The organism is Kitasatospora sp. NPDC001132, assembly GCF_053598415.1.
This window is the reverse complement of the sequence record NZ_JBSFKF010000010.1, coordinates 182,829-201,554: the sequence shown is the minus strand read 5'-3', so window position 1 is coordinate 201,554 and position 18,726 is coordinate 182,829. Positions and strand designations below refer to the sequence as shown.

The 18,726-nt window shown below is 74.1% G+C and carries 14 protein-coding genes and 1 riboswitch; of the genes, 8 read left to right on the top strand and 6 right to left on the bottom strand.

The window, feature by feature from the left end:
* Positions 1-96: 96 nt before the first annotated feature.
* Positions 97-1,230 (bottom strand): EamA family transporter, encoded by a 1,134-nt coding sequence (locus ACWDBE_RS16715; protein WP_449808390.1) that lies wholly within the window; start codon positions 1,228-1,230, stop codon positions 97-99.
* 132 nt (positions 1,231-1,362) lie between these two features.
* Between ACWDBE_RS16715 and ACWDBE_RS16710 the strand changes: the two genes are divergently transcribed.
* The 5 genes from ACWDBE_RS16710 to ACWDBE_RS16690 all read left to right on the top strand — a co-directional run bounded on the left by ACWDBE_RS16710 (position 1,363) and on the right by ACWDBE_RS16690 (position 5,733).
* A complete protein-coding gene (locus ACWDBE_RS16710) occupies positions 1,363-1,794 on the top strand; it encodes a gamma-glutamylcyclotransferase family protein (protein WP_449788769.1) in 432 nt (143 codons plus the stop codon).
* Between the two features lie 211 nt (positions 1,795-2,005).
* Positions 2,006-3,304, top strand: coding sequence for a precorrin-6y C5,15-methyltransferase (decarboxylating) subunit CbiE (gene cbiE / locus ACWDBE_RS16705; RefSeq protein WP_449808389.1), 1,299 nt, complete (start codon positions 2,006-2,008; stop codon positions 3,302-3,304).
* Positions 3,301-4,062 (top strand): precorrin-4 C(11)-methyltransferase, encoded by a 762-nt coding sequence (gene cobM / locus ACWDBE_RS16700; RefSeq protein WP_449808388.1) that lies wholly within the window; start codon positions 3,301-3,303, stop codon positions 4,060-4,062. The genes cbiE and cobM overlap by 4 nt, the downstream gene beginning before the upstream one ends.
* Positions 4,062-4,799 (top strand): cobalt-precorrin-6A reductase, encoded by a 738-nt coding sequence (locus ACWDBE_RS16695; RefSeq protein ID WP_449788771.1) that lies wholly within the window; start codon positions 4,062-4,064, stop codon positions 4,797-4,799. The genes cobM and ACWDBE_RS16695 overlap by 1 nt, the downstream gene beginning before the upstream one ends.
* Before the next feature lie 427 nt (positions 4,800-5,226).
* Positions 5,227-5,733, top strand: coding sequence for a protein-tyrosine phosphatase family protein (locus ACWDBE_RS16690; RefSeq protein ID WP_449788772.1), 507 nt, complete (start codon positions 5,227-5,229; stop codon positions 5,731-5,733).
* A 25-nt stretch (positions 5,734-5,758) separates the two neighbouring features.
* Here ACWDBE_RS16690 and ACWDBE_RS16685 read toward each other — a convergent pair whose 3' ends face one another.
* Positions 5,759-7,288: a UDP-N-acetylglucosamine 1-carboxyvinyltransferase gene (locus ACWDBE_RS16685; RefSeq protein WP_449788773.1), complete on the bottom strand. Its 1,530-nt coding sequence runs from the start codon at positions 7,286-7,288 to the stop codon at positions 5,759-5,761.
* A gap of 214 nt (positions 7,289-7,502) precedes the next feature.
* Entirely contained in the window at positions 7,503-8,768 is a 1,266-nt protein-coding gene (locus tag ACWDBE_RS16680; RefSeq protein WP_449808387.1) for a cobalt-precorrin-5B (C(1))-methyltransferase, read from the bottom strand.
* A 359-nt stretch (positions 8,769-9,127) separates the two neighbouring features.
* Here ACWDBE_RS16680 and ACWDBE_RS16675 point away from each other — a divergent pair, with 359 nt between their 5' ends.
* A complete protein-coding gene (locus ACWDBE_RS16675; protein ID WP_449788775.1) occupies positions 9,128-10,867 on the top strand; it encodes a TIGR03767 family metallophosphoesterase in 1,740 nt (579 codons plus the stop codon).
* Positions 10,868-11,031: 164 nt separating this feature from the next.
* Here the strand turns inward: ACWDBE_RS16675 and ACWDBE_RS16670 are convergent, their stop codons facing one another.
* Genes ACWDBE_RS16670 through ACWDBE_RS16660 form a run of 3 tightly spaced genes read right to left on the bottom strand, consistent with a single transcriptional unit; the run spans position 11,032 to position 14,548 of the window.
* Positions 11,032-12,549 carry a precorrin-2 C(20)-methyltransferase gene (locus tag ACWDBE_RS16670; RefSeq protein WP_449808386.1) on the bottom strand — a complete coding sequence of 506 codons (1,518 nt, stop codon included), beginning with the start codon at positions 12,547-12,549 and terminating at the stop codon, positions 11,032-11,034.
* On the bottom strand, positions 12,546-13,172 hold the full coding sequence (locus ACWDBE_RS16665; RefSeq protein WP_449788777.1) for a precorrin-8X methylmutase: 627 nt from the start codon (positions 13,170-13,172) through the stop codon (positions 12,546-12,548). Before ACWDBE_RS16665 ends, ACWDBE_RS16670 begins: the two co-directional genes overlap by 4 nt.
* On the bottom strand, positions 13,169-14,548 hold the full coding sequence (locus ACWDBE_RS16660; RefSeq protein WP_449808385.1) for a hypothetical protein: 1,380 nt from the start codon (positions 14,546-14,548) through the stop codon (positions 13,169-13,171). Before ACWDBE_RS16660 ends, ACWDBE_RS16665 begins: the two co-directional genes overlap by 4 nt.
* A 249-nt stretch (positions 14,549-14,797) precedes the next feature.
* Positions 14,798-14,882: riboswitch (cobalamin riboswitch) on the top strand.
* 47 nt (positions 14,883-14,929) lie between these two features.
* Between ACWDBE_RS16660 and ACWDBE_RS16655 the strand changes: the two genes are divergently transcribed.
* Together ACWDBE_RS16655 and cobN are read left to right on the top strand one after the other, a co-directional pair.
* On the top strand, positions 14,930-15,106 hold the full coding sequence (locus ACWDBE_RS16655) for a hypothetical protein (protein WP_449788779.1): 177 nt from the start codon (positions 14,930-14,932) through the stop codon (positions 15,104-15,106).
* Entirely contained in the window at positions 15,103-18,714 is a 3,612-nt protein-coding gene (gene cobN / locus ACWDBE_RS16650) for a cobaltochelatase subunit CobN (protein ID WP_449788780.1), read from the top strand. The genes ACWDBE_RS16655 and cobN overlap by 4 nt, the downstream gene beginning before the upstream one ends.
* The last annotated feature ends 12 nt before the right edge of the window (positions 18,715-18,726 follow it).

Genomic DNA, 18,726 nt, shown 5'->3' with positions numbered 1-18,726 from the left:
GCCGAACGTCGGGCGGCAGGCCAGGGGGATCGTCCCGGTCGGAAGGCCGGGACGGCCGGTTCAGCCGGGACGGCCGGTTCGGCCGGTTCAGCCGGTTCAGCCGGCCTGACGTTCCCGGCGGGGCTGACGTTCCCGGCGGGCCGGACTCCCGGCGCTCGACGAGCGGCCCGGACGCCGCCGGCTGACGCTCACCACCAGGCAGACGCCCGCCACCACGATCGCGCCGCCCGCGAGGGTCGGGCCGGTCAGCGGCTCGGCCAGGATCAGCCAGCCCAGCAGCACCGCGACCACCGGGTTCACGTACGCGTAGGTAGCCACCAGGGTCAGCGGCGCGGCGCGCAGCAGCCAGGCGTACGCGGTGAAGGCGAGCAGCGAGCCGAACAGCACCAGGTAGGCGAGGGCCAGCCAGGACCGGCCGGAGATCGCCCCGAGGTCCAGCCCGTGCTGCTCACCGCGGCCCAGTCCGACCACCAGGTTGCCGAGGCCGCCGGCCAGCATCTGGAAGGCGCTCGCGGCGAGCACGTTGCCGGGCATGGGGATCTTCTTGCTCACGAAGGAGCCGGTCGCCCAGAGCAGGGTGGCGCCGATGATCAGGATCACGCCGCCCGGCTCGATCGACCCGCCGATCGCGGGGGCCGACAGGACGCCGAGGCCGACCAGGCCGAGCAGCACCCCGGCCAGCTCGGCGGGCCTCGGGCGCTCTCCGCCGAACGCCGTCAGCACCACCATCCACAGGGGGACCGCGGCCACCAGCAGGGCGGCCAGGCCGGAGGGGACGGAGGTCTCGCCCAGGACCACCATGCCGTTGCCGCCGGTCAGCAGCAGCAGGCCGACCAGGGCGGAGGAGGCCAGCTGCCGCCGGGTCACCTTCAGACCGGCCGGGCCCTGGCGCACCAGGAGGTAGCCGGCCAGCAGCAGGCCGGCGGTGAGGAAGCGGGCGCTGGCGGAGAGGAAGGAGGGCATCGTCTCCACGGCGATCCGGATCGCCAGGTAGGTCGAGCCCCAGACGACGTAGACCACGAGGAGGGCGAGCCAGACCGCGCCGCCGAGACGGGCGGCGGGGCCCGCGTCGGTGGGCGGGGTGGGGGTCGGGGCTGCCTTGGTCATGGCCTTGCTCTTCGCTTCGGTGGCGGTGGCGGCGGGGATGCCGGGGATGCCGGGGGTGTCGGGGGTGTCGGGAGCTGAGCCGGGGGTAGCGGCCGGTTGGGAGGGTGAAGCGGGCGATGTCATGCGTGTCCCCCTTGGACGGTGCTGGCCGAACATCCGACATGACAGCGCATGGACGGCCCGGCGCGCCAGTCGGTATCAGAAGTCGGACCGCAGGACGTACCGTGGGCGCTCCCCGACGAGGAGGTCGAACCCGTGTCCGCATCCGAGGAGGCCCTGCCGTTCTTCGTGTACGGCACTCTGCGCAGCGGCGGCCGCAATCATGCCGTCCACCTGGCCGGACGGTACGCCGAGATCCGGCCGGCAGTACTGGAGGGCGCCGCGCTGCACGAGGGCCCCGGCTTCCCGTATGCGGTTGCGGATCCGGCGCCCGGGCGCCGGATCCTGGGCGAGCTCGTCACCGTACGCCCGGGCGCGTACGCCGGAGCCCTGGAGGCGCTGGACCGGCTGGAGGACTGCCGGGCAGACGGGACCGGGCTGTATGTGCGGCGACGGCTGACGGTGCGGACGGCGACGGGCGAGCCGCGCGAGGCCTGGGTCTACCTCGCCGGACCGAGGGCCGAGGCGCGGCTGCGGGAGCAGCCGGCGCTGATCGAGTCGGGGGACTGGGAGGCGGGTGACAGATGACAGCGAACAGAGTTTGAAATCTGTTCGCTGTCATCTGTCACCTGTCATCTGAAATCTGGAATCTGTCGCCTGTCACTTGTCGGTCGTCGGCCGTCGGTTGCCGCCTGTCGGTTGTCATCCGCCACCGAACCTCCCACAGACCGCCAGGTAGGCTGCCCCGGCCAGTGAGTTTTCCTGCTCATCGGCCCATCGATCGACGAGGAGCCACCCGGTGCCCGAGCTGCCACCCCCGATCACCGTCGTCGGGATCGGGGCCGACGGCTGGCCCGGCCTCGCGGTCGGCTCCCGGGCCGCGCTCCGGGAGGCCGAGGTCGTCGTCGGCGGGCCCCGCCAACTGGACCTGCTCCCCCGGGACGAGGTCACCGCCGAACGCGTCCCCTGGCCGTCCCCGCTGCGCCCCGCCGTCCCCGGGCTGGTCGCCGCCCACGCCGGCCGCCGCATCGCCGTGCTGGCCAGCGGCGACCCAATGTTCTACGGCATCGGCCGCACCCTCGCCGAGACCGTCGGCGCCGAACGCCTGCGCGTCCTGCCGCACCCCTCCTCCGTCACCTACGCCTGCGCCCGGCTCGGCTGGCCGCTGGAGGCCACCGAGGTCGTCAGCCTGGTCGGCCGACCGCTGGACTCGCTCGCCCTCGCCCTCCACCCCGGCCGCCGCCTGCTGGTGCTCAGCGCCGACGCCGCCACTCCGGCCGCCGTCGCCGCACTGCTCACCACCCGCGGCTACGGCACCGCCCACCTGCGGGTGCTCGAACAGCTCGGCGCCCCCTCCGAACGCCACCTGGACGGCCCCGCCGACGGCTGGCCGCACCCGCCCGGCGACCCGCTGAACGTCATCGCCGTCGACCTCGGCGACGGCCCCCGCACCTCCGTCGTCCCCGGCCTGCCCGACACCGCGTACGAGAGCGACGGCCAGCTCACCAAGCGGCACGTCCGCGCCGCGACCCTCGCCACGCTGGCCCCGTCCCCCGGCGAACTGCTCTGGGACGTCGGCGGCGGCTCGGGCTCGATCGCGATCGAGTGGCTGCGCGCCCACCGCGACTGCCAGGCCGTCAGCATCGAGCGCGCCCCGGTGCGGGCCGAGCGGATCGCCCGCAACGCCGCCGCGCTCGGGGTGCCCCGGCTCCGTGTGGTGACCGGCCCCGCTCCCGCCGCGCTCGCCGAACTCCCCACCCCCGACGCCGTGTTCATCGGCGGCGGCCTCACCGCGCCCGGTCTGCTGGACGCCTGCTGGTCCGCGTTGCGCCCCGGCGGCCGGATCGTCGCCAACACCGTGACGCTGGAGTCCGAGGCGCTGCTGACCGAGTGGTACCGGCGCCACGGCGGGGAGCTCGTCAAACTCTCCGTCGCCCACGCCGTCCCCGTGGGCGGTTTCACCGGGTGGCGCCAGGCCATGCCGGTCACCCAGTGGTTGGCCGTCAAGCCCGACACCGCCAAGTCCGACACCGCCGACCCAGACATCGCCGAACCCGACGCCGCCGTGTTCAACACCCCTCAGGAGAACGCCTCGTGACCGTTCACTTCATCGGAGCAGGCCCGGGCGCGGCCGACCTGATCACCCTGCGCGGCCAGCGCCTCCTGGCCCGCGCCGAGGTCTGCCTGTACGCGGGCAGCCTGGTCCCGCGCGAGCTGCTGGACGAGTGCCCGCCCGGCGCCCGCCTGATCGACACCGCGCAGCTCAACCTGGACCAGATCACCGCCGAACTGGTCGCCGCCCACGAGGCCGGCCAGGACGTGGCCCGGCTGCACTCCGGCGACCCGTCCGTCTTCTCCGCCGTCGCCGAGCAGATGCGCCGCCTGGACGCGGCCGGCGTGCCGTACGAGGTGGTCCCCGGCGTGCCCGCCTTCGCCGCCGCCGCGGCGGCGCTGAAGCGGGAGTTGACCGTCCCGACCGTCGGCCAGACCGTCATCCTCACCCGGATCGCCAAGCGCGCCACCCCGATGCCCGAGGGCGAGGACCTCGCCACCCTCGGTCGCAGCGGCGCCCTGCTGGTGCTGCACCTGGCCGCCTCGTACGTGGACGACGTGGTCGAGCAGCTGCTCCCGCACTACGGCGCCGACTGCCCGGCCGCCGTGGTCGCGATGGCCAGCCGCCCCGACGAGCTGGTGCTGCGCGGTACCGTCGGGGACATCGCCGAGCAGGTCAAGGCGGCGGGCGTGGTCCGCACCGCCGTCATCATCGTCGGCCGCACGCTGGCCGCCGAGCAGTTCCGCGACAGCCACCTCTACTCGGCGGACCGCGAGCGCCCGCACGAGCCCTGCGGCGCCTGATGCGGCACGTCCTGATCCTCGGCGGGACCACCGAAGGGCGGACGCTGGCCGCCGAACTCGCCCCGACCGCGCTCCGGGTCACCAGCTCGCTGGCCGGCCGGGTCGCCCGGCCCCGGCTGCCCGCCGGGGAGGTGCGGATCGGCGGCTTCGGCGGGCCGGAGGGACTGGCGGACTGGCTGCGCACGGAACGCGTGGACGCGGTGGTGGACGCCACCCACCCGTTCGCCGCCGGAATCTCGCGGAACGCCGCCCTCGCGGCCGCCGCCACCGGCGTCCCCCTGCTGGTGCTGCGCCGCCCCGGCTTCACCCGGGTCGACGGCGACCGCTGGCTCCCCGCCCCCTCCCTCGCCGCGGCGGCCGAACTGCTGCCCCGGCGCGGGGAACGGGTCTTCCTCACCATCGGCCGGCAGGGCGTCGCCGCCTTCGCCCACCTGGACGGGGTCCACTTCCTCGCCCGGTCGGTGGACCCGCCCGAGCCTCCGTTGCCGCCCTCGTGCGAAGTCCTGCTGGACCGCGGGCCGTTCACGATCGAGGGCGAGGAGGCGCTGCTGCGGGGGCGCGGCATCGACGTCCTGGTCACCAAGGACAGCGGCGGCGCCGCGACCGCCCCCAAGCTGACCGCCGCCCGCGGACTCGGCCTGCCCGTCATCATCGTGGAGCGCCCACCGGTGCCGGACGGCGTCCCGGTCACACCCGACGTCCCGGGCGCGCTGCACTGGCTGGAGCAACTGCGTTAGAGGGCAAGGCCGTTGACGCTCCCACCAGGCCGCCCGGGCCGGGCTGGGCCGCGGCTGAAGCGGGGCGGGCCGCGCTGGAGCCGTCCGGGCTCTCCCTGCTCGGTCCTGCCCGCCACCTCGCCGAGGTGGAGCGCAGCTGGTTCCGCAACGTCCTCGACGACGAAGGCGCACCCGGTTTCCGGTAGCACCCGGACGGCTCCTTCGCCGAGTTCGACACCGACACCGCCGACCCCGACGAGGCCTTCGCGATCTGGCGTCGCGAGTGCGACCACGCCAGGGAACTCGTCGCCGCCGCGGAGTCGTTGGACGCTCCGCGAACGCCTCGACGGCACCACCGGCGAGTAGCGGCGAAGAGCGCCGAACGGCGCCGAAAAAAGAGCATCGAGCAGCACCGAGCAGCCACCCGAGAGCAAGGAACGAGCAGGCAGTGCGCACCCGCCAGAAGGAACGCGAGACTCCCGGGCCGTCCGAGCCCTGGAACGAGATCGTCCCCGGACTCTGGATGGGCGGGCACTACTACACCCCGCCCGGCGGCGAGCTGGAACTCGCGACCGTGCGGGCGGAGTTCGACCTGGTGGTCAGCCTGTTCACGCTCCCCGGGCACGGCCCGGCGCCAGGGGTGGAGCACGTCGTCCGGGAGGTGCCCGACGGCCCGCTCTCCCCCGGCCAGCTGCTCGCCGTCCAGGAGGCGGCGGAGCTCACCGCGTCCGCCGTCCGCCGGGGCCGGCGCACGCTGGTGCGCTGCCACTCCGGGTACAACCGCTCGGGCCTGGTGGTGGCGCAGGCACTGGTCGGCCTCGGGTACGAGTGCGGCGAGGCGGTCCGGCTGGTCCGGGAGCGACGCTCGCCCTGGGCGCTGAACAACCCGGTGTTCGTGGACTACCTGAACACCGGGTTGGAGGTCGCGGTGCTGCTGACCGGCCTCGACGGCTGAGGCTGGTCAGTGGCACGTCGGCCGGTCAGATGTCGCGGAAGGTCTCGATCCGGGCGCCGATGGAGTTGAGGCGCTCGGCGAGGTCCTCGTAGCCGCGGTTGATGACGTAGACGTTGCGCAGCACGGAGGTGCCCTGGGCGGCGAGCATGGCGAGCAGGATGACCACGGCGGGGCGCAGGGCCGGCGGGCACACCATCTCGGCGGCGCGCCAGCGGGTGGGGCCCTGGACCAGCACGCGGTGCGGGTCGAGGAGCTTGACGTCGGCGCCGAGGCGGGTCAGCTCGGTCAGGTAGATCGCGCGGTTGTCGTACACCCAGTCGTGGATCATCGTGGTGCCGTGCGCGGCCGCGGCGATGGCGGCGAAGAACGGCACGTTGTCGATGTTGATGCCGGGGAACGGCATCGGGTGGATGGTGTCGATCGGCGCGGTCAGCTTGGAGGGGCGCACGGTGAGGTCGACGAGCCGGGTGCGGCCGTTGTGGGCGCGATACTCGGGGGTGCGGTCGTAGTCGAGGCCCATGCCCTCCAGGACCGCGAGCTCGATCTCCAGGAACTCGATCGGCACCCGGCGGATGGTCAGCTCGGAGGAGGTGACGACGGCGGCGGCCAGCAGGCTCATCGCCTCCACCGGGTCCTCAGCCGGGGTGTAGTCGACGTCGCAGGTGATCTCCGGGACGCCGTGCACGGTGAGGGTGGTGGTGCCGATGCCCTCGATCCTCACGCCCAGCTTCTCCAGGAAGAAGCAGAGGTCCTGGACCATGTAGTTGGGCGAGGCGTTGCGGATGACGCTGACGCCGTCGTGCCGGGCGGCGGCCAGCAGGGCGTTCTCGGTGACGGTGTCCCCGCGCTCGGTCAGCACGATGGGACGGTCCTGCGGGGTGCCCGGCTCGACCGAGGCGTGGTAGGCGCCACCGGTGGTGGCGACCTCCAGGCCGAAGCGGCGCAGCGCGGTCAGGTGCGGCTGGACGGTGCGGGTGCCGAGGTCGCAGCCGCCCGCGTACGGGATGGCGAAGCGCTGGGCGCGGTGCATCAGCGGGCCGAGGAACATCAGCACGCTGCGGGTGCGGCGGGCGGCCTCGACGTCCATCGCCGCGAGGTCCAGCTCGGCGGGCGGGGTCAGTTCGAGGTCGCGGCCCTCGTTGATCCAGCGGCTTCTGACGCCGATGCTGGTGAGCACCTCGAGGATGCGGTAGACCTCCTCGATCCGGGCGACGCTGCGGATCGTGGTGCGGCCGGTGGTCAGCAGCGAGGCGCAGAGGATCGCCACGCAGGCGTTCTTGCTGCTGCGGACGTCGATCGCGCCGGAGAGCCGGGTGCCGCCGGCGACGCGCAGGTGCATCGGGCCGGAGTAGCCGAGGGAGACGATCTCGCTGTCGAGGGCTTCCCCGATGCGGGCGATCATCTCAAGGCTGACGTTCTGCTTGCCCTGTTCGATGCGGTTGACCGCGCTCTGGCTGGTTCCGAGAGCCTCTCCGAGCTGCGCCTGGGACCAGCCCCGGTGCTGGCGCGCGGTACGGATGAGGGTGCCGATACGGGTGAGGTAGTCGCCTGTCACTCGCCAGACGATATCTCATGGCTGAGATGACGACAGAATCGGAGGTCGATGCAGTACCCGATTTGTCCGTTTCTCATCCCGTATGGGCGTCAGTTCTTCACATCATCAGGTGATGTTGTCGCATCGTCGTGACACTCGTGACAATGTCACGGCTCCGGCGGCGGTCGCCGTCCCGCGGCGTCACGACCCCGGCGGCGGTCGCCGTCCTGCGGCGTCACGGCCCCAGCGGCTCCGCGCGGCCGACGACGGTGCCCGCGCGGTCGATGCAGATGACGTCCACCGCGACCGGCGAGCCCAGCAGCACGCCGAGCGCCGTCGCCCGGGCCGCCTCGGCGACGAGGTCCCCGAGCGGCACCCCGGCGGCGCGGCACAACTGCACCGCCTCCAGGCCGGTGTTGGCGCCCGCGACCGCCTCGGCCAGCACCTCGTCCGCCCCGCCGCGGCGGGCCAGTTCGGCCAGGTACCCCTTGTCCACCTGGGAGCGCGCCGAGTGCAGGTCGAGGTGGCCGGCCGCGAGCTTGGACAGCTTGGCGAAGCCGCCCACGATGGTCAGCCGGGGCACCGGGTGGCGCTTGAGGTACTTGAGCACGGCACCGGCGAAGTCGCCCATGTCCAGCAGCGCGTCCTCGGGCAGCCCGTGCTCGGCGACCGCGACCTTCTCCGAGGTCGAGCCGGTGCAGCCGGCCACGTGGGTACGCCCCGCCGCCCGGGCCACGTCCACCCCGCGGCGGATCGAGTCGATCCAGGCCGAGCAGGAGTACGGGACGACCACCCCGGTCGTACCGAGGATGGAGAGGCCGCCGAGGATGCCGAGCCGGGGGTTCCAGGTGGACCTGGCGATCTCCTCGCCGTGGTCGACGGAGATCTCGACCACCACGTCTCCGCTGCCGCCGTGCGCGGCGGCCACCTCGGCGACGGCGTCCCGGATCATCTGCCGGGGCACCGGGTTGATCGCGGGCTCGCCGACGGGCAGTGGCAGGCCGGCCTTGGTGACCGCCCCCACCCCCGGACCGGCCCGGAACACCACGCCGGCACCGGGCTCGCCGGACCGCACGGTCGAGCGGATCAGCGCGCCGTGGGTGACGTCGGGGTCGTCGCCCGCGTCCTTGACCACCCCGGCCATGGCGGCGATGCGCTCGCCTCCGGCGGCCGGCCACTGCGCGGCGGTCGGCCCGTCGGTGCCGGCGGGCCCGTCGGCACAGGTCGAGCCGTCCGGCCCCTCGGCCCCCGTCAGCTCCTCGGCCTGCGTCAGCTCCTCAGCCGTCGTCAGCTCCTCGGCCGCGAGGGCGAAGGCGGGCTGCTGGCCCTTGGGGAGGGTGACGACCACCGAGTCCGGGAACTCCCCGGTGAGCAGCGCGGTGTACGCGGCCTTGGTGGCGGCGGTGGCGCAGGCGCCCGTCGTCCAGCCGGGCCGCAGGCCACTGCTCTTCAGCTGGCCGGCCCGGCCGCCCGCTCCGGCCGCTCCGTTCGCGGCTCCCACTCCCGGCTCGGCTCCTGCTGCGGCCACCTGCGCCCCGTTTCCGACAGCGCCCGCGCCGTCCCGCTCCGCTCGGCGGCCACCTCGGACGCCGTCGCCGATTTTCCCCCACCGGGCCGGGCGGGGCCCGACCGGGGGTGGTGGCGGGCCGCGTCGTGCGCGGCGTGGAGGCGTCTCGTGCGGGAGCTGCGCAGGGGCGGCCGCCCCGCGTTCCCGAAGAGTTCTCCGCACGGGCCTCGCCCGCCGCGCCTACCAGTGAGTAATCTGGCGGTCCGCCAGAAGCGGGTTCATGACAGACGTGGGCCCGGCCGGGGTCGACTGCCCCGCCGGGCCATCAGCATGTGGGGGTTTTTGTGGCAGGGATGAGTCGGCGTACGTTCCTCACCGGTACGTCGGTGGCTGCCGCCTGGTCGGCCTTGTCGCTGGGCGGCGCGCAGTTCGCCTCGGCCGCGGCGCGCGACCGGGCGCTGGCGACGACGGCCGCGCGGGCGGTCAGGGTCGCCGGGACCACGTTGGAGCAGGTGGCCACGCCGGTCGGCACCGGCGGCTACAAGCGGCTGACGGCCGGTCCCGGCTGGCCGCTGGTGGTGCGCGGCGAGCTGGCGCCGGCGACCACCGGGCGGGACGACCGCCGGACCGGCCTGGCCAGCTTCGTCCAGTTCAGCGACCTGCACCTGGTGGACACCGAGTCCCCGGTGCGCTTCGAGTACCTGGCCAAGTTCAACGGCAGCGCGTACCGGCCGCAGGAGGCCCTGAACGCCCGCGGCGTGTCGGCCCTCGTCGAGCGCGTCAACTCGCTCGCCGGCGGCCCCTACACCGGGATGCCGTTCAGCATGGTGATGGCCACCGGCGACAACACCGACAACCACGAGCTCGCCGAACTCGACTGGTACCTCAAGGTCATGGGCGGCGGCCGGCTCGCCCAGAGCACCGGCGACCTCGGCCGCTACGAAGGTGTCCAGAACTCCGGCAACGCCGCCTACTGGAACCCCGAACTCGCCTACAGCGACGGCTACAAGGCGAAGGGCTTCCCGCAGATACCCGGCTTCCTGTCGGCCGCCGGACGTCCCTTCGACGCACCGGGCCTGCGCACGCCCTGGTACACCACGGTCGGCAACCACGACGACAGCATCGAGGGCTCGCTGCCGGACCTCGGACTGCTGAACGACCTCTACACCGGCCAGTACAAGCTGGAGGGCTGCGACGACGCCACGGCCGCCCAGCTGATGGACTCGCTGCGCCGCGACCCGGCGGGCGCCGTGCTGCTGCTGGCGAAGCTGATCGCCGGCGGCGACCTGGTGCGCAAGGTCACCCCGGACGAGCGCCGCCGGCCGTTCACGCTCAAGGAGTTCGCCAAGGCCCACCTGAACCCGGCGGTCACCGGCGCCGGCCCGTACGGGCACGGCTTCACCTCGGACATGGCGAACAGCGGCAAGCTCTACTACACCTTCCGCATCTCGGAGAAGGTGGTCGGCATCAGCCTGGACACCACCAACCAGGCCGGGTTCGCCGACGGTTCGCTGGGCACCGCGCAACTGCGCTGGCTGGAGCAGCAGTTGCAGGCGCACAGCGGTCACTGGTACGACGCCGACGGGCGCAAGGTGACGGGCGGGAGCACGGACGAGCTGGTCCTCGTCTTCAGCCACCACACCAGCGGCACGATGGGCAACCTGCTGCCGGACCCGCGCAACATCTTCGAGGGGCGGCACGACGGCAACGAGCTGGTGGCGCTGCTCCAGCGCTACCCGAACGTGGTCGCGTGGGTGAACGGGCACACCCACATGAACAAGATCACGCCGCACGGGCACGCGGTGCCGGAGCGGGCGTTCTGGGAGATCAACACCGCCTCGCACATCGACTACCCGCAGCACGGGCGGATCATCGAGATCGCGGACAACGGGGACGGCACGCTCTCGCTGTTCACCACGCTGATCGAGTCCTCCGCACCGTACGGGACGGACTTCGGCAGCACCTCGGACGCCAACCTCGCGGCGCTCTACCGCGAGCTGTCGTACAACGACCCGAACGGCCGCGCCACGGCACTGCTGGGCACGGGTACGGACCACAACACCGAGTTGCTGATCACCAAGCCGACCCGGTAGCGGGGGGCCGCGGAGCGGAGAGCGGCGGCCGGAGGACGGCGAACGAATGACAGATGACAGCGAACAGATGATGAAATCTGTTCGCTGTCATCTGTCGTCCGTCATCTGTCAGCTGACATCCGTCGGCTGACATCTGTCATCCGTCGCCCGTCACCCGGCGCCCGCTACTCCTCCGGGTACCGCCGCGGCGTCCAGACGACCTCCACGCCGCCGCCCCGCTCGACCGCCCGGGTCTGCGAGGAGCCGATCAGCAGGATGGTCCGCATGTCGACGAGCGCCGGGTCGAGTTCGCCCAGCCGGACGATCCGCACCTGCTCGGTCGGGCCGCCGACGTCGCGGGCCATCACCACCGGGGTCTCCGGCGCCCGGTACTCCAGCAGGAGGTCCCGGGCGAGGCCGACCTGGGTGGTCCGGGACTTCGAGCCCGGGTTGTACAGCGCGAGCACCAGGTCCGCCTCGGCCGCGGCCCGCAACCGCTTCGCCACCACGTCCCAGGGCTTGAGCCGGTCCGAGAGCGACACCGTCGCGTAGTCGTGCCCCAGGGGGGCGCCGGCCCGGGAGGCGGCGGCGTGGGCTGCGGTCATCCCGGGGAGCACCCGTACCGGGACGTCCCGGTACGCCTCCTCACAGGCGACCTCCAGGACGGCGGTGGCCATCGCGAACACCCCCGGGTCGCCCGAGGAGACCACCGCGACGCGGTGCCCGCGCCGGGCGAGGTCCAGGGCGAACTCGGCGCGCTCCGACTCCACCTTGTTGTCCGAGCCGTGCCGCCGCTGCCCCGGACGCTCCGGCACCCGGTCCAGGTAGGTGGTGTAGCCGACCAGGTCGGTGGCCTCGGACAGCGCTCCGCGCGCCTCGGCGGTCAGCCAGAGCGGTCCGGCCGGCCCGGTGCCGACCACGGTCACGCTGCCGACGCCGTCCGACAGCCGGACCTCCGGCTCCAGCGGCGCGACCTTGCTCGGCAGCACCGCGACCGAGAAGTACGGCACCGTCTCGTCGTCGACCTCGGCGAGCGGGGCGATCCGCTCGCCCGCCATGAAGGCCCGCTCAACGTACTGCGCGTCGGCCAGCCGTCCCGCCCGCTCCAGGGCGCGGCGGACGGTCGGGAAGGTGCGCCCCAGCTTCATGACCACGGCCGAGTCGGCAGCCGCGATCCGCGCCGTCAGCTCCTCCTCGGGCAGCGTGCCGGGGATGACGGTGAGCGTCTCCTCGGCCTCGGTCAGCGGCTGTCCGAGCCGGGCGGCGGCCGCGCTGATCGAGGTCACGCCCGGCACCACCTCGGTCGGGTAGCGGTGCGCCAGCCGCTTGTGCATGTGCTGGTAGGAACCGTAGAAGAGCGGGTCGCCCTCGGCGAGGACCACCACGTCGCGCCCGGCGTCCAGGTGGGCGGCCAGCCGGGCAGCGGCCTCCTCGTAGAACTCGTCCAGCGCGCCCCGGTAGCCGCCCGGGTGGTCGGTGGTCTCGACGGTGAGCGGGTAGACGAGCTTCTCCTCGATCTGCCCACCCGCCAGGTACCGTTCGGCGATCGACCGCGCGATCGACCGGCCGTGCCGGGCACTGTGGTAGGCCACCACGTCGGCCTTGCCGATGAGTTCGGCGGCGCGGACGGTCACCAGCGACGGGTCGCCCGGGCCGAGCCCGACGCCGTACAGCCGACCCGTGGCGTTCTGAGGATCCGTCACTCTACTTCGCTCGCAATCGCGTTGATGGCGGCAGCGGCTATCGCACTGCCGCCGCGCCGGCCGCGGACCACCAGGTGCTCCAGGCCGGAGGGGTGCTCGGCCAGGGCCTGCTTGGACTCGGCGGCGCCGATGAAGCCGACCGGGACGCCGATCACCGCGGAGGGTCGGGGGGCGCCCGCCTCGATCATCTCCAGCAGCCGGAACAGCGAGGTCGGCGCGTTGCCGACGGCGACCACCGCACCCTCCAGCCGGGGCAGCCACAGCTCCATGGCCGCGGCACTGCGGGTGTTGCCCATCGCCCGGGCGAGTTCGGGCACCGACGGGTCGGTGAGGGTGCAGATCACCTCGTTGTCGGCGGGCAGCCGCTTGCGGGTGACACCGCTCGCGACCATGTTGACGTCGCAGAGGATGGGCGCACCGGCGCGCAGCGCGGCGCGCGCGGAGGCGACCACGCCGGGCGAGTACACCAGGTCCTCGACCAGGTCGACCATCCCGCAGGCGTGGATCATCCGCACCGCGACCTGGGAGACGTCCGCCGGGAGGGCGGCCAGGTCGGCCTCCGCGCGGATGGTGGCAAAGGACTGGCGGTAGATGGACGCGCCGTCCTTCTCGTACTCGATCACTTCGTGGTCCTCCTGGCCTCGGCGACCGCCTCGGCCATCTCCTCGTTCGTCACGTCGATGCTCGTCACATCGATGCTCGTCGCGCCGACGCTCGTCGCCCGGGGATCCGCCGCGTCGGCGGCGGCGCCGTTCACCGTCACCCGGTAGCCGCGCCCCGTCGCCAGCACGTCCACCCACCGCCCGGCGGGATGGCCGCAGCGCCGCTCACAGCCCGACCAGTGGACGGGCAGTCGGACAGGCAGTCGGACGGGCGGCCGGGTGGGCACCGCACCAGCCGGCCCGGCACCGACACCGGCACCGGCACCGGCACCGGCGTCCAACGCCCGGGCCGCGTCGGTACGGACGTCGGCCAGCGACTTGGCGCAGCCCGGCAGTCCGGTGCAGGCGGTGGCCCGCTCCCAGGCCGAGCCCGGCTCGGTGCGGAAGCCGGCCGCGGCGAGCGCGGGCAGCCGGTCGGCCGGTGCGCCGGGCAGGACCGCCCCGCGCCAGGGGGTCAGCCGCAGTTCACCGGCCGAGGCGGCGACCAGCGTCCGCCACTGTCCGGCGCTCGCCCGGCCGAAGCGCAGTCCCACCGAGAGTCCGCCGGGCAGCGCGCCGACGGCGGGCGCGGCACCGGCGAAGGCGGGCAGCGGTACCGAGCCGGCCGGCAGCAGTTCGGGGACCTCGCGCAGGTGCCAGGCCTTGCGTCCGTTCGTCCGCAGCGCTGCCAGGAAGGAGCGGGCCGCGTCCAGGACGGCGGTGACCTCCCGCCCGGCCTCGACCGGGTGCCCGTGGTCGTCGCGCCCGAGGCGCAGCAGCCGGGTGCCGTCCGGGCCTGCGATCAATGTCACATCGGCGTCGAGCGCGGCGACGTCGCCGTGCCCGTCGTCCAGCGCGAACAGGAACTTGCCGGAGAGCCCGGCCGCCCAGTCGCTCGCGCACAGGCGCGCGTCCAACTCCCGTACCCAGGCCTGCACATCGGCGTTGCCGCGGCTGCCGGAGGTGCCGTCGGCGGCGTCCAGCCCGGCCGTCGGGGAGGCGACGATGTTGCGGACCCGCTCGTGGGTGTCCGAGGGCAGCAGTCCGACGGCGCGCAACCGGTCGGCGAGCTCGGACGCGCAGTGCGGGGCCAGGCCGCGCAACTGGACGTTGCCGCGCGAGGTGGTCTCCAGTTCGCCGTCGCCGAGGGCCTCGGCCGCCTCGGCCAGTGCGAGCGCCTGACGATCCGTCAGAAGCCCGCCGGGCAGGCGGATCCGGGCGAGGGCGCCGTCGTCGGCCGCATGCAGACGAAGCGCTCCGGGGCAGGCGTCCGCACGCCCCCGGTCGGGCACCTCCCGGTCGGGTCCTGCGGCGCCCGGCGCGGTGGCGTCGGGTGTCGGTGGCATGGCGGCGAGCATACAGATGATCCGATCGCTTGCCTCCGCCTGCTGCATCACACCCGGCCCGCACCCGGTCCCGTGCCCGCCCGCATCCCGGCCCCGAGCCCGCCCGCACCCCGGCCCCGCCACCGGTCCCGCGGCCCGCCCCGCCACCTGCCTCGCGAACCGGACGTCCGAAAGCTCACTCTCCCCCAGGTCAGCCGTACCCCGTACGATGCTGGCGGACGGTCCCCCGCGGGCCGTCCGAACGCCAGCGACGGCGCAGGGGAGGAAACCGGTGCGAACCCGGTGCGGTCCCGCCACTGTGACCGCGGTTCACCGGTAGCCCGGTGGCCGCGGGAGCCAGGAACTCCTGCCGTCCTCCACCGGCCCGGGGCGCGGACCCCGAGGAAGGCAGAAATGTTCCAGCGCTGTCGCATGCCCGCGCCCGCGTCCTCGGCCGCCACCACGGTCGTTCCGGCCGTCTCCGCGGCCGACCAGGCCGCCGCCACGACCACCCCGGTCGACCGCGCGGCCGACCCGGCCCAGATCCCGGCCACCCCGGCCACCGACGAGGCCGGGAGGGCCTTCGCATGATCCTGCTGCTGTCGACGTCCGACACCGACCTGCTCAGTGCCCGGGCCTCCGAGGGCCCGGTCCGCTACCGGCTCGGCAACCCGGCCCGCCTGACCCCCGAGGACCTGCCCGCGCTGCTGGAGGGCACCGACCTCGTCGTCGTCCGCCTGCTCGGCGGACGCCGCGCCTGGCAGGAGGGCCTGGACTCACTGCTGGCCGGCCCCCGCCCGGTGGTCGTGCTGACGGGCGAACAGGCCCCCGACGCCCAGCTGATGGAGCTGTCCACCGTCCCGGCCGGCATCGCCGCCGAGGCGCACGCCTACCTGGCCCACGGCGGCGCGGCCAACCTGGCCGAGCTGGGCGCCTTCCTCTCCGACACCGTGCTGCTGACCGGCCACGGCTTCGCCCCGCCCGCCTCCGCCCCGGCCTGGGGCCCGCTGGAGCGCGAAGCCCGTACGTCCGAGGGCCCGACGGTGGCGGTGCTCTACTACCGGGCCCACCACATGAGCGGCAACACCGCCTTCGTGGAGACCCTCTGCCGGGCCGTCGAGGACCAGGGCGCCCAGGCCCGGGCCTACTACTGCGCCTCGCTGCGCGGTGCCGAGCCCGAGCTGCTGGCCGCACTCGGCGAGGCGGACGCGATCGTCACCACCGTGCTCGCAGCCGGCGGCACCCGCCCGGCCGACGCCCAGGCCGGCGGGGACGAGGAGGCCTGGGACGCGGGCGCGCTGGCCGCGCTCGACCGCCCGATCCTCCAGGCGCTCTGCCTCACCTGGTCGCGGGCCCAGTGGGAGGGCAGCGACGACGGACTGTCCCCGCTCGACACCGCCACCCAGATCGCGGTGCCGGAGTTCGACGGCCGCCTGATCACCGTCCCGTTCTCCTTCAAGGAGCTGGACGAGGACGGCCTCACCGTCTATGCGGCCGACCCGGAGCGCGCCGCCCGCGTGGCCGGCACCGCCGTCAAGCACGCCCGGCTGCGGCACGTCCCGGCCGCCGAGCGCCGCCTCGCGCTGGTGCTGTCCGCGTACCCGACCAAGCACGCCCGGGTCGGCAACGCCGTCGGCCTGGACACCCCGGCCAGCGCGGTACGGCTGCTGGAGCGGCTGCGCGCGGAGGGCATGGACCTCGGGGACGACCTCCCCTCGTTCGAGGACGGCGACGGCGGCCACGAGGGCGACGCGCTGATCCACGCCCTGATCGCGGCCGGCGGCTACGACCAGGACTGGCTCACCGAGGACCAGTTGGCCCGCAACCCGGTGCGCATCCCCGCCGCCGACTACCGCCGCTGGTACGCCACCCTCCCGCAGGGCCTGCGCGACCGGGTCGAGGAGCACTGGGGCCCGGCCCCCGGCGAGCTGTACGTCGACCGCTCGCAGAACCCGGACGGCGACATCGTGCTGGCCGCGATCCGCTCCGGGAACCTGCTCGTGCTGATCCAGCCGCCGCGCGGCTTCGGCGAGAACCCGGTCGCCATCTACCACGACCCCGACCTGCCGCCGAGCCACCACTACCTGGCCGCCTACCGCTGGATCGAGGCCGCCCGGGAGGACGGCGGCTTCGGCGCCCACGCGGTGATCCACCTCGGCAAGCACGGCAACCTGGAGTGGCTGCCCGGCAAGACCGCCGCGCTGTCCGCCGAGTGCGGCCCGGACGCCGTCCTCGGCGACCTGCCGCTGGTCTACCCCTTCCTGGTCAACGACCCGGGCGAGGGCACCCAGGCCAAGCGCCGCGCCCACGCCACGCTCGTCGACCACCTCGTCCCGCCGATGGCGCGCGCCGACTCCTACGGCGACATCGCCCGCCTGGAGCAGCTGCTGGACGAGCACTCCAACATCGCCGCGATGGACCCGGCCAAGCTGCCGGCGATCCGCGCCCAGATCTGGACCCTGATCCAGGCCGCCAGGCTCGACCACGACCTCGGCCTGGACGAGCGCCCCGAGGACGACGGCTTCGACGACTTCCTGCTGCACGTCGACGGCTGGCTCTGCGAGGTCAAGGACGCCCAGATCCGCGACGGTCTGCACGTCCTCGGCCAGGCCCCGACCGGCGCCGACCGGGTCAACATCGTGCTCGCCATCCTGCGCGCCCGGCAGATCTGGGGCGGCGTCAGCGCCCTGCCCGGCCTGCGCGAGGCGCTCGGGCTGGACGAGGCGGCGCTGACCCTGGGCGCCACCGACGCGGCCGAGGCCGAGGCCCGCGCCCTGGTCGAGGCGATGGAGGCCGAGGACTGGGCGCCCGAGGCGGTGGAGAAGGTCGCCGCCGGGCGGCCCGAGGCCGTGCACCGGGTCCTCGCGTTCGCCGCCACCCAGGTGGTGCCCCGCCTGGCCGCCACCACCGACGAGCTGGACGCCGTGCTGCACGCGCTACAGGGCGGCTTCGTCCCGGCCGGGCCCTCCGGCTCGCCGCTGCGCGGCCTGGTCAACGTGCTGCCGACCGGCCGCAACTTCTACTCCGTCGACCCGAAGGCCGTCCCCAGCAAGCTCGCGTGGGAGACCGGCCAGGCCCTCGCCGCCTCGCTGGTCGAGCGCTACCGCGCGGACAACGACGGCGCCTACCCGCCCTCGGTCGGGCTCTCGCTCTGGGGCACCAGCGCGATGCGCACCGCCGGGGACGACATCGCCGAGGCCTTCGCCCTGCTCGGCGTCCGCCCGGTCTGGGACGACGCCTCGCGCCGGGTCACCGGCCTGGAGCCGATTCCGCCGGCCGAGCTGGGCCGCCCGCGCATCGACGTCACGCTGCGCATCTCCGGCTTCTTCCGGGACGCCTTCCCGCACGTGGTCGCCCTGCTGGACGACGCGGTGCGCCTGGCCGCCGCCCAGGAGGAGCCCGACGAGCAGAACTTCGTCCGCGCCCACGTCCAGGCCGACCTCGCAGTGCACGGCGACGAGCGCAAGGCCACCGTCCGCGTCTTCGGCTCCCGCCCGGGCACGTACGGCGCGGGCCTGCTCCAGCTGATCGACAGCCGGGACTGGCGCACCGACGCCGACCTGGCCGAGGTGTACACGGTCTGGGGCGGCTACGCGTACGGCCGCGGGCTGGACGGGCGCCCGGCGCGCGAGGAGATGGAGACCGCGTACAAGCGGATCACCGTCGCCGCGAAGAACACCGACACCCGCGAGCACGACATCGCCGACTCGGACGACTACTTCCAGTACCACGGCGGCATGGTGGCCACCGTGCGCGCCCTCACCGGCAAGGCGCCGACCGCCTACATCGGCGACTCGACCCGCCCGGAGACGGTCCGCACCCGCACCCTGACCGAGGAGGCCGCCCGGGTCTTCCGCGCACGGGTGGTCAACCCGCGCTGGATCGAGGCGATGCGCCGCCACGGCTACAAGGGCGCCTTCGAGATGGCCGCGACGGTGGACTACCTGTTCGGCTACGACGCCACCACGGGCGTGGTCGCGGACTGGATGTACGAGAAGCTGACCCAGGAGTACGTCCTCGACCCGGTCAACCGGGAGTTCCTGGCGGGCGCCAACCCGTGGGCGCTGCACGGGATCAGCGAGCGGCTGCTGGAGGCGGCGAGCCGCGGGCTGTGGGAGCAGCCGGACCCGGAGCTGATCCAGCAGCTGCAGGCCGCGTTCCTGGAGACCGAGGGGGACCTGGAGGGCGGCGAGGGCTGAGCCCGCACGCGC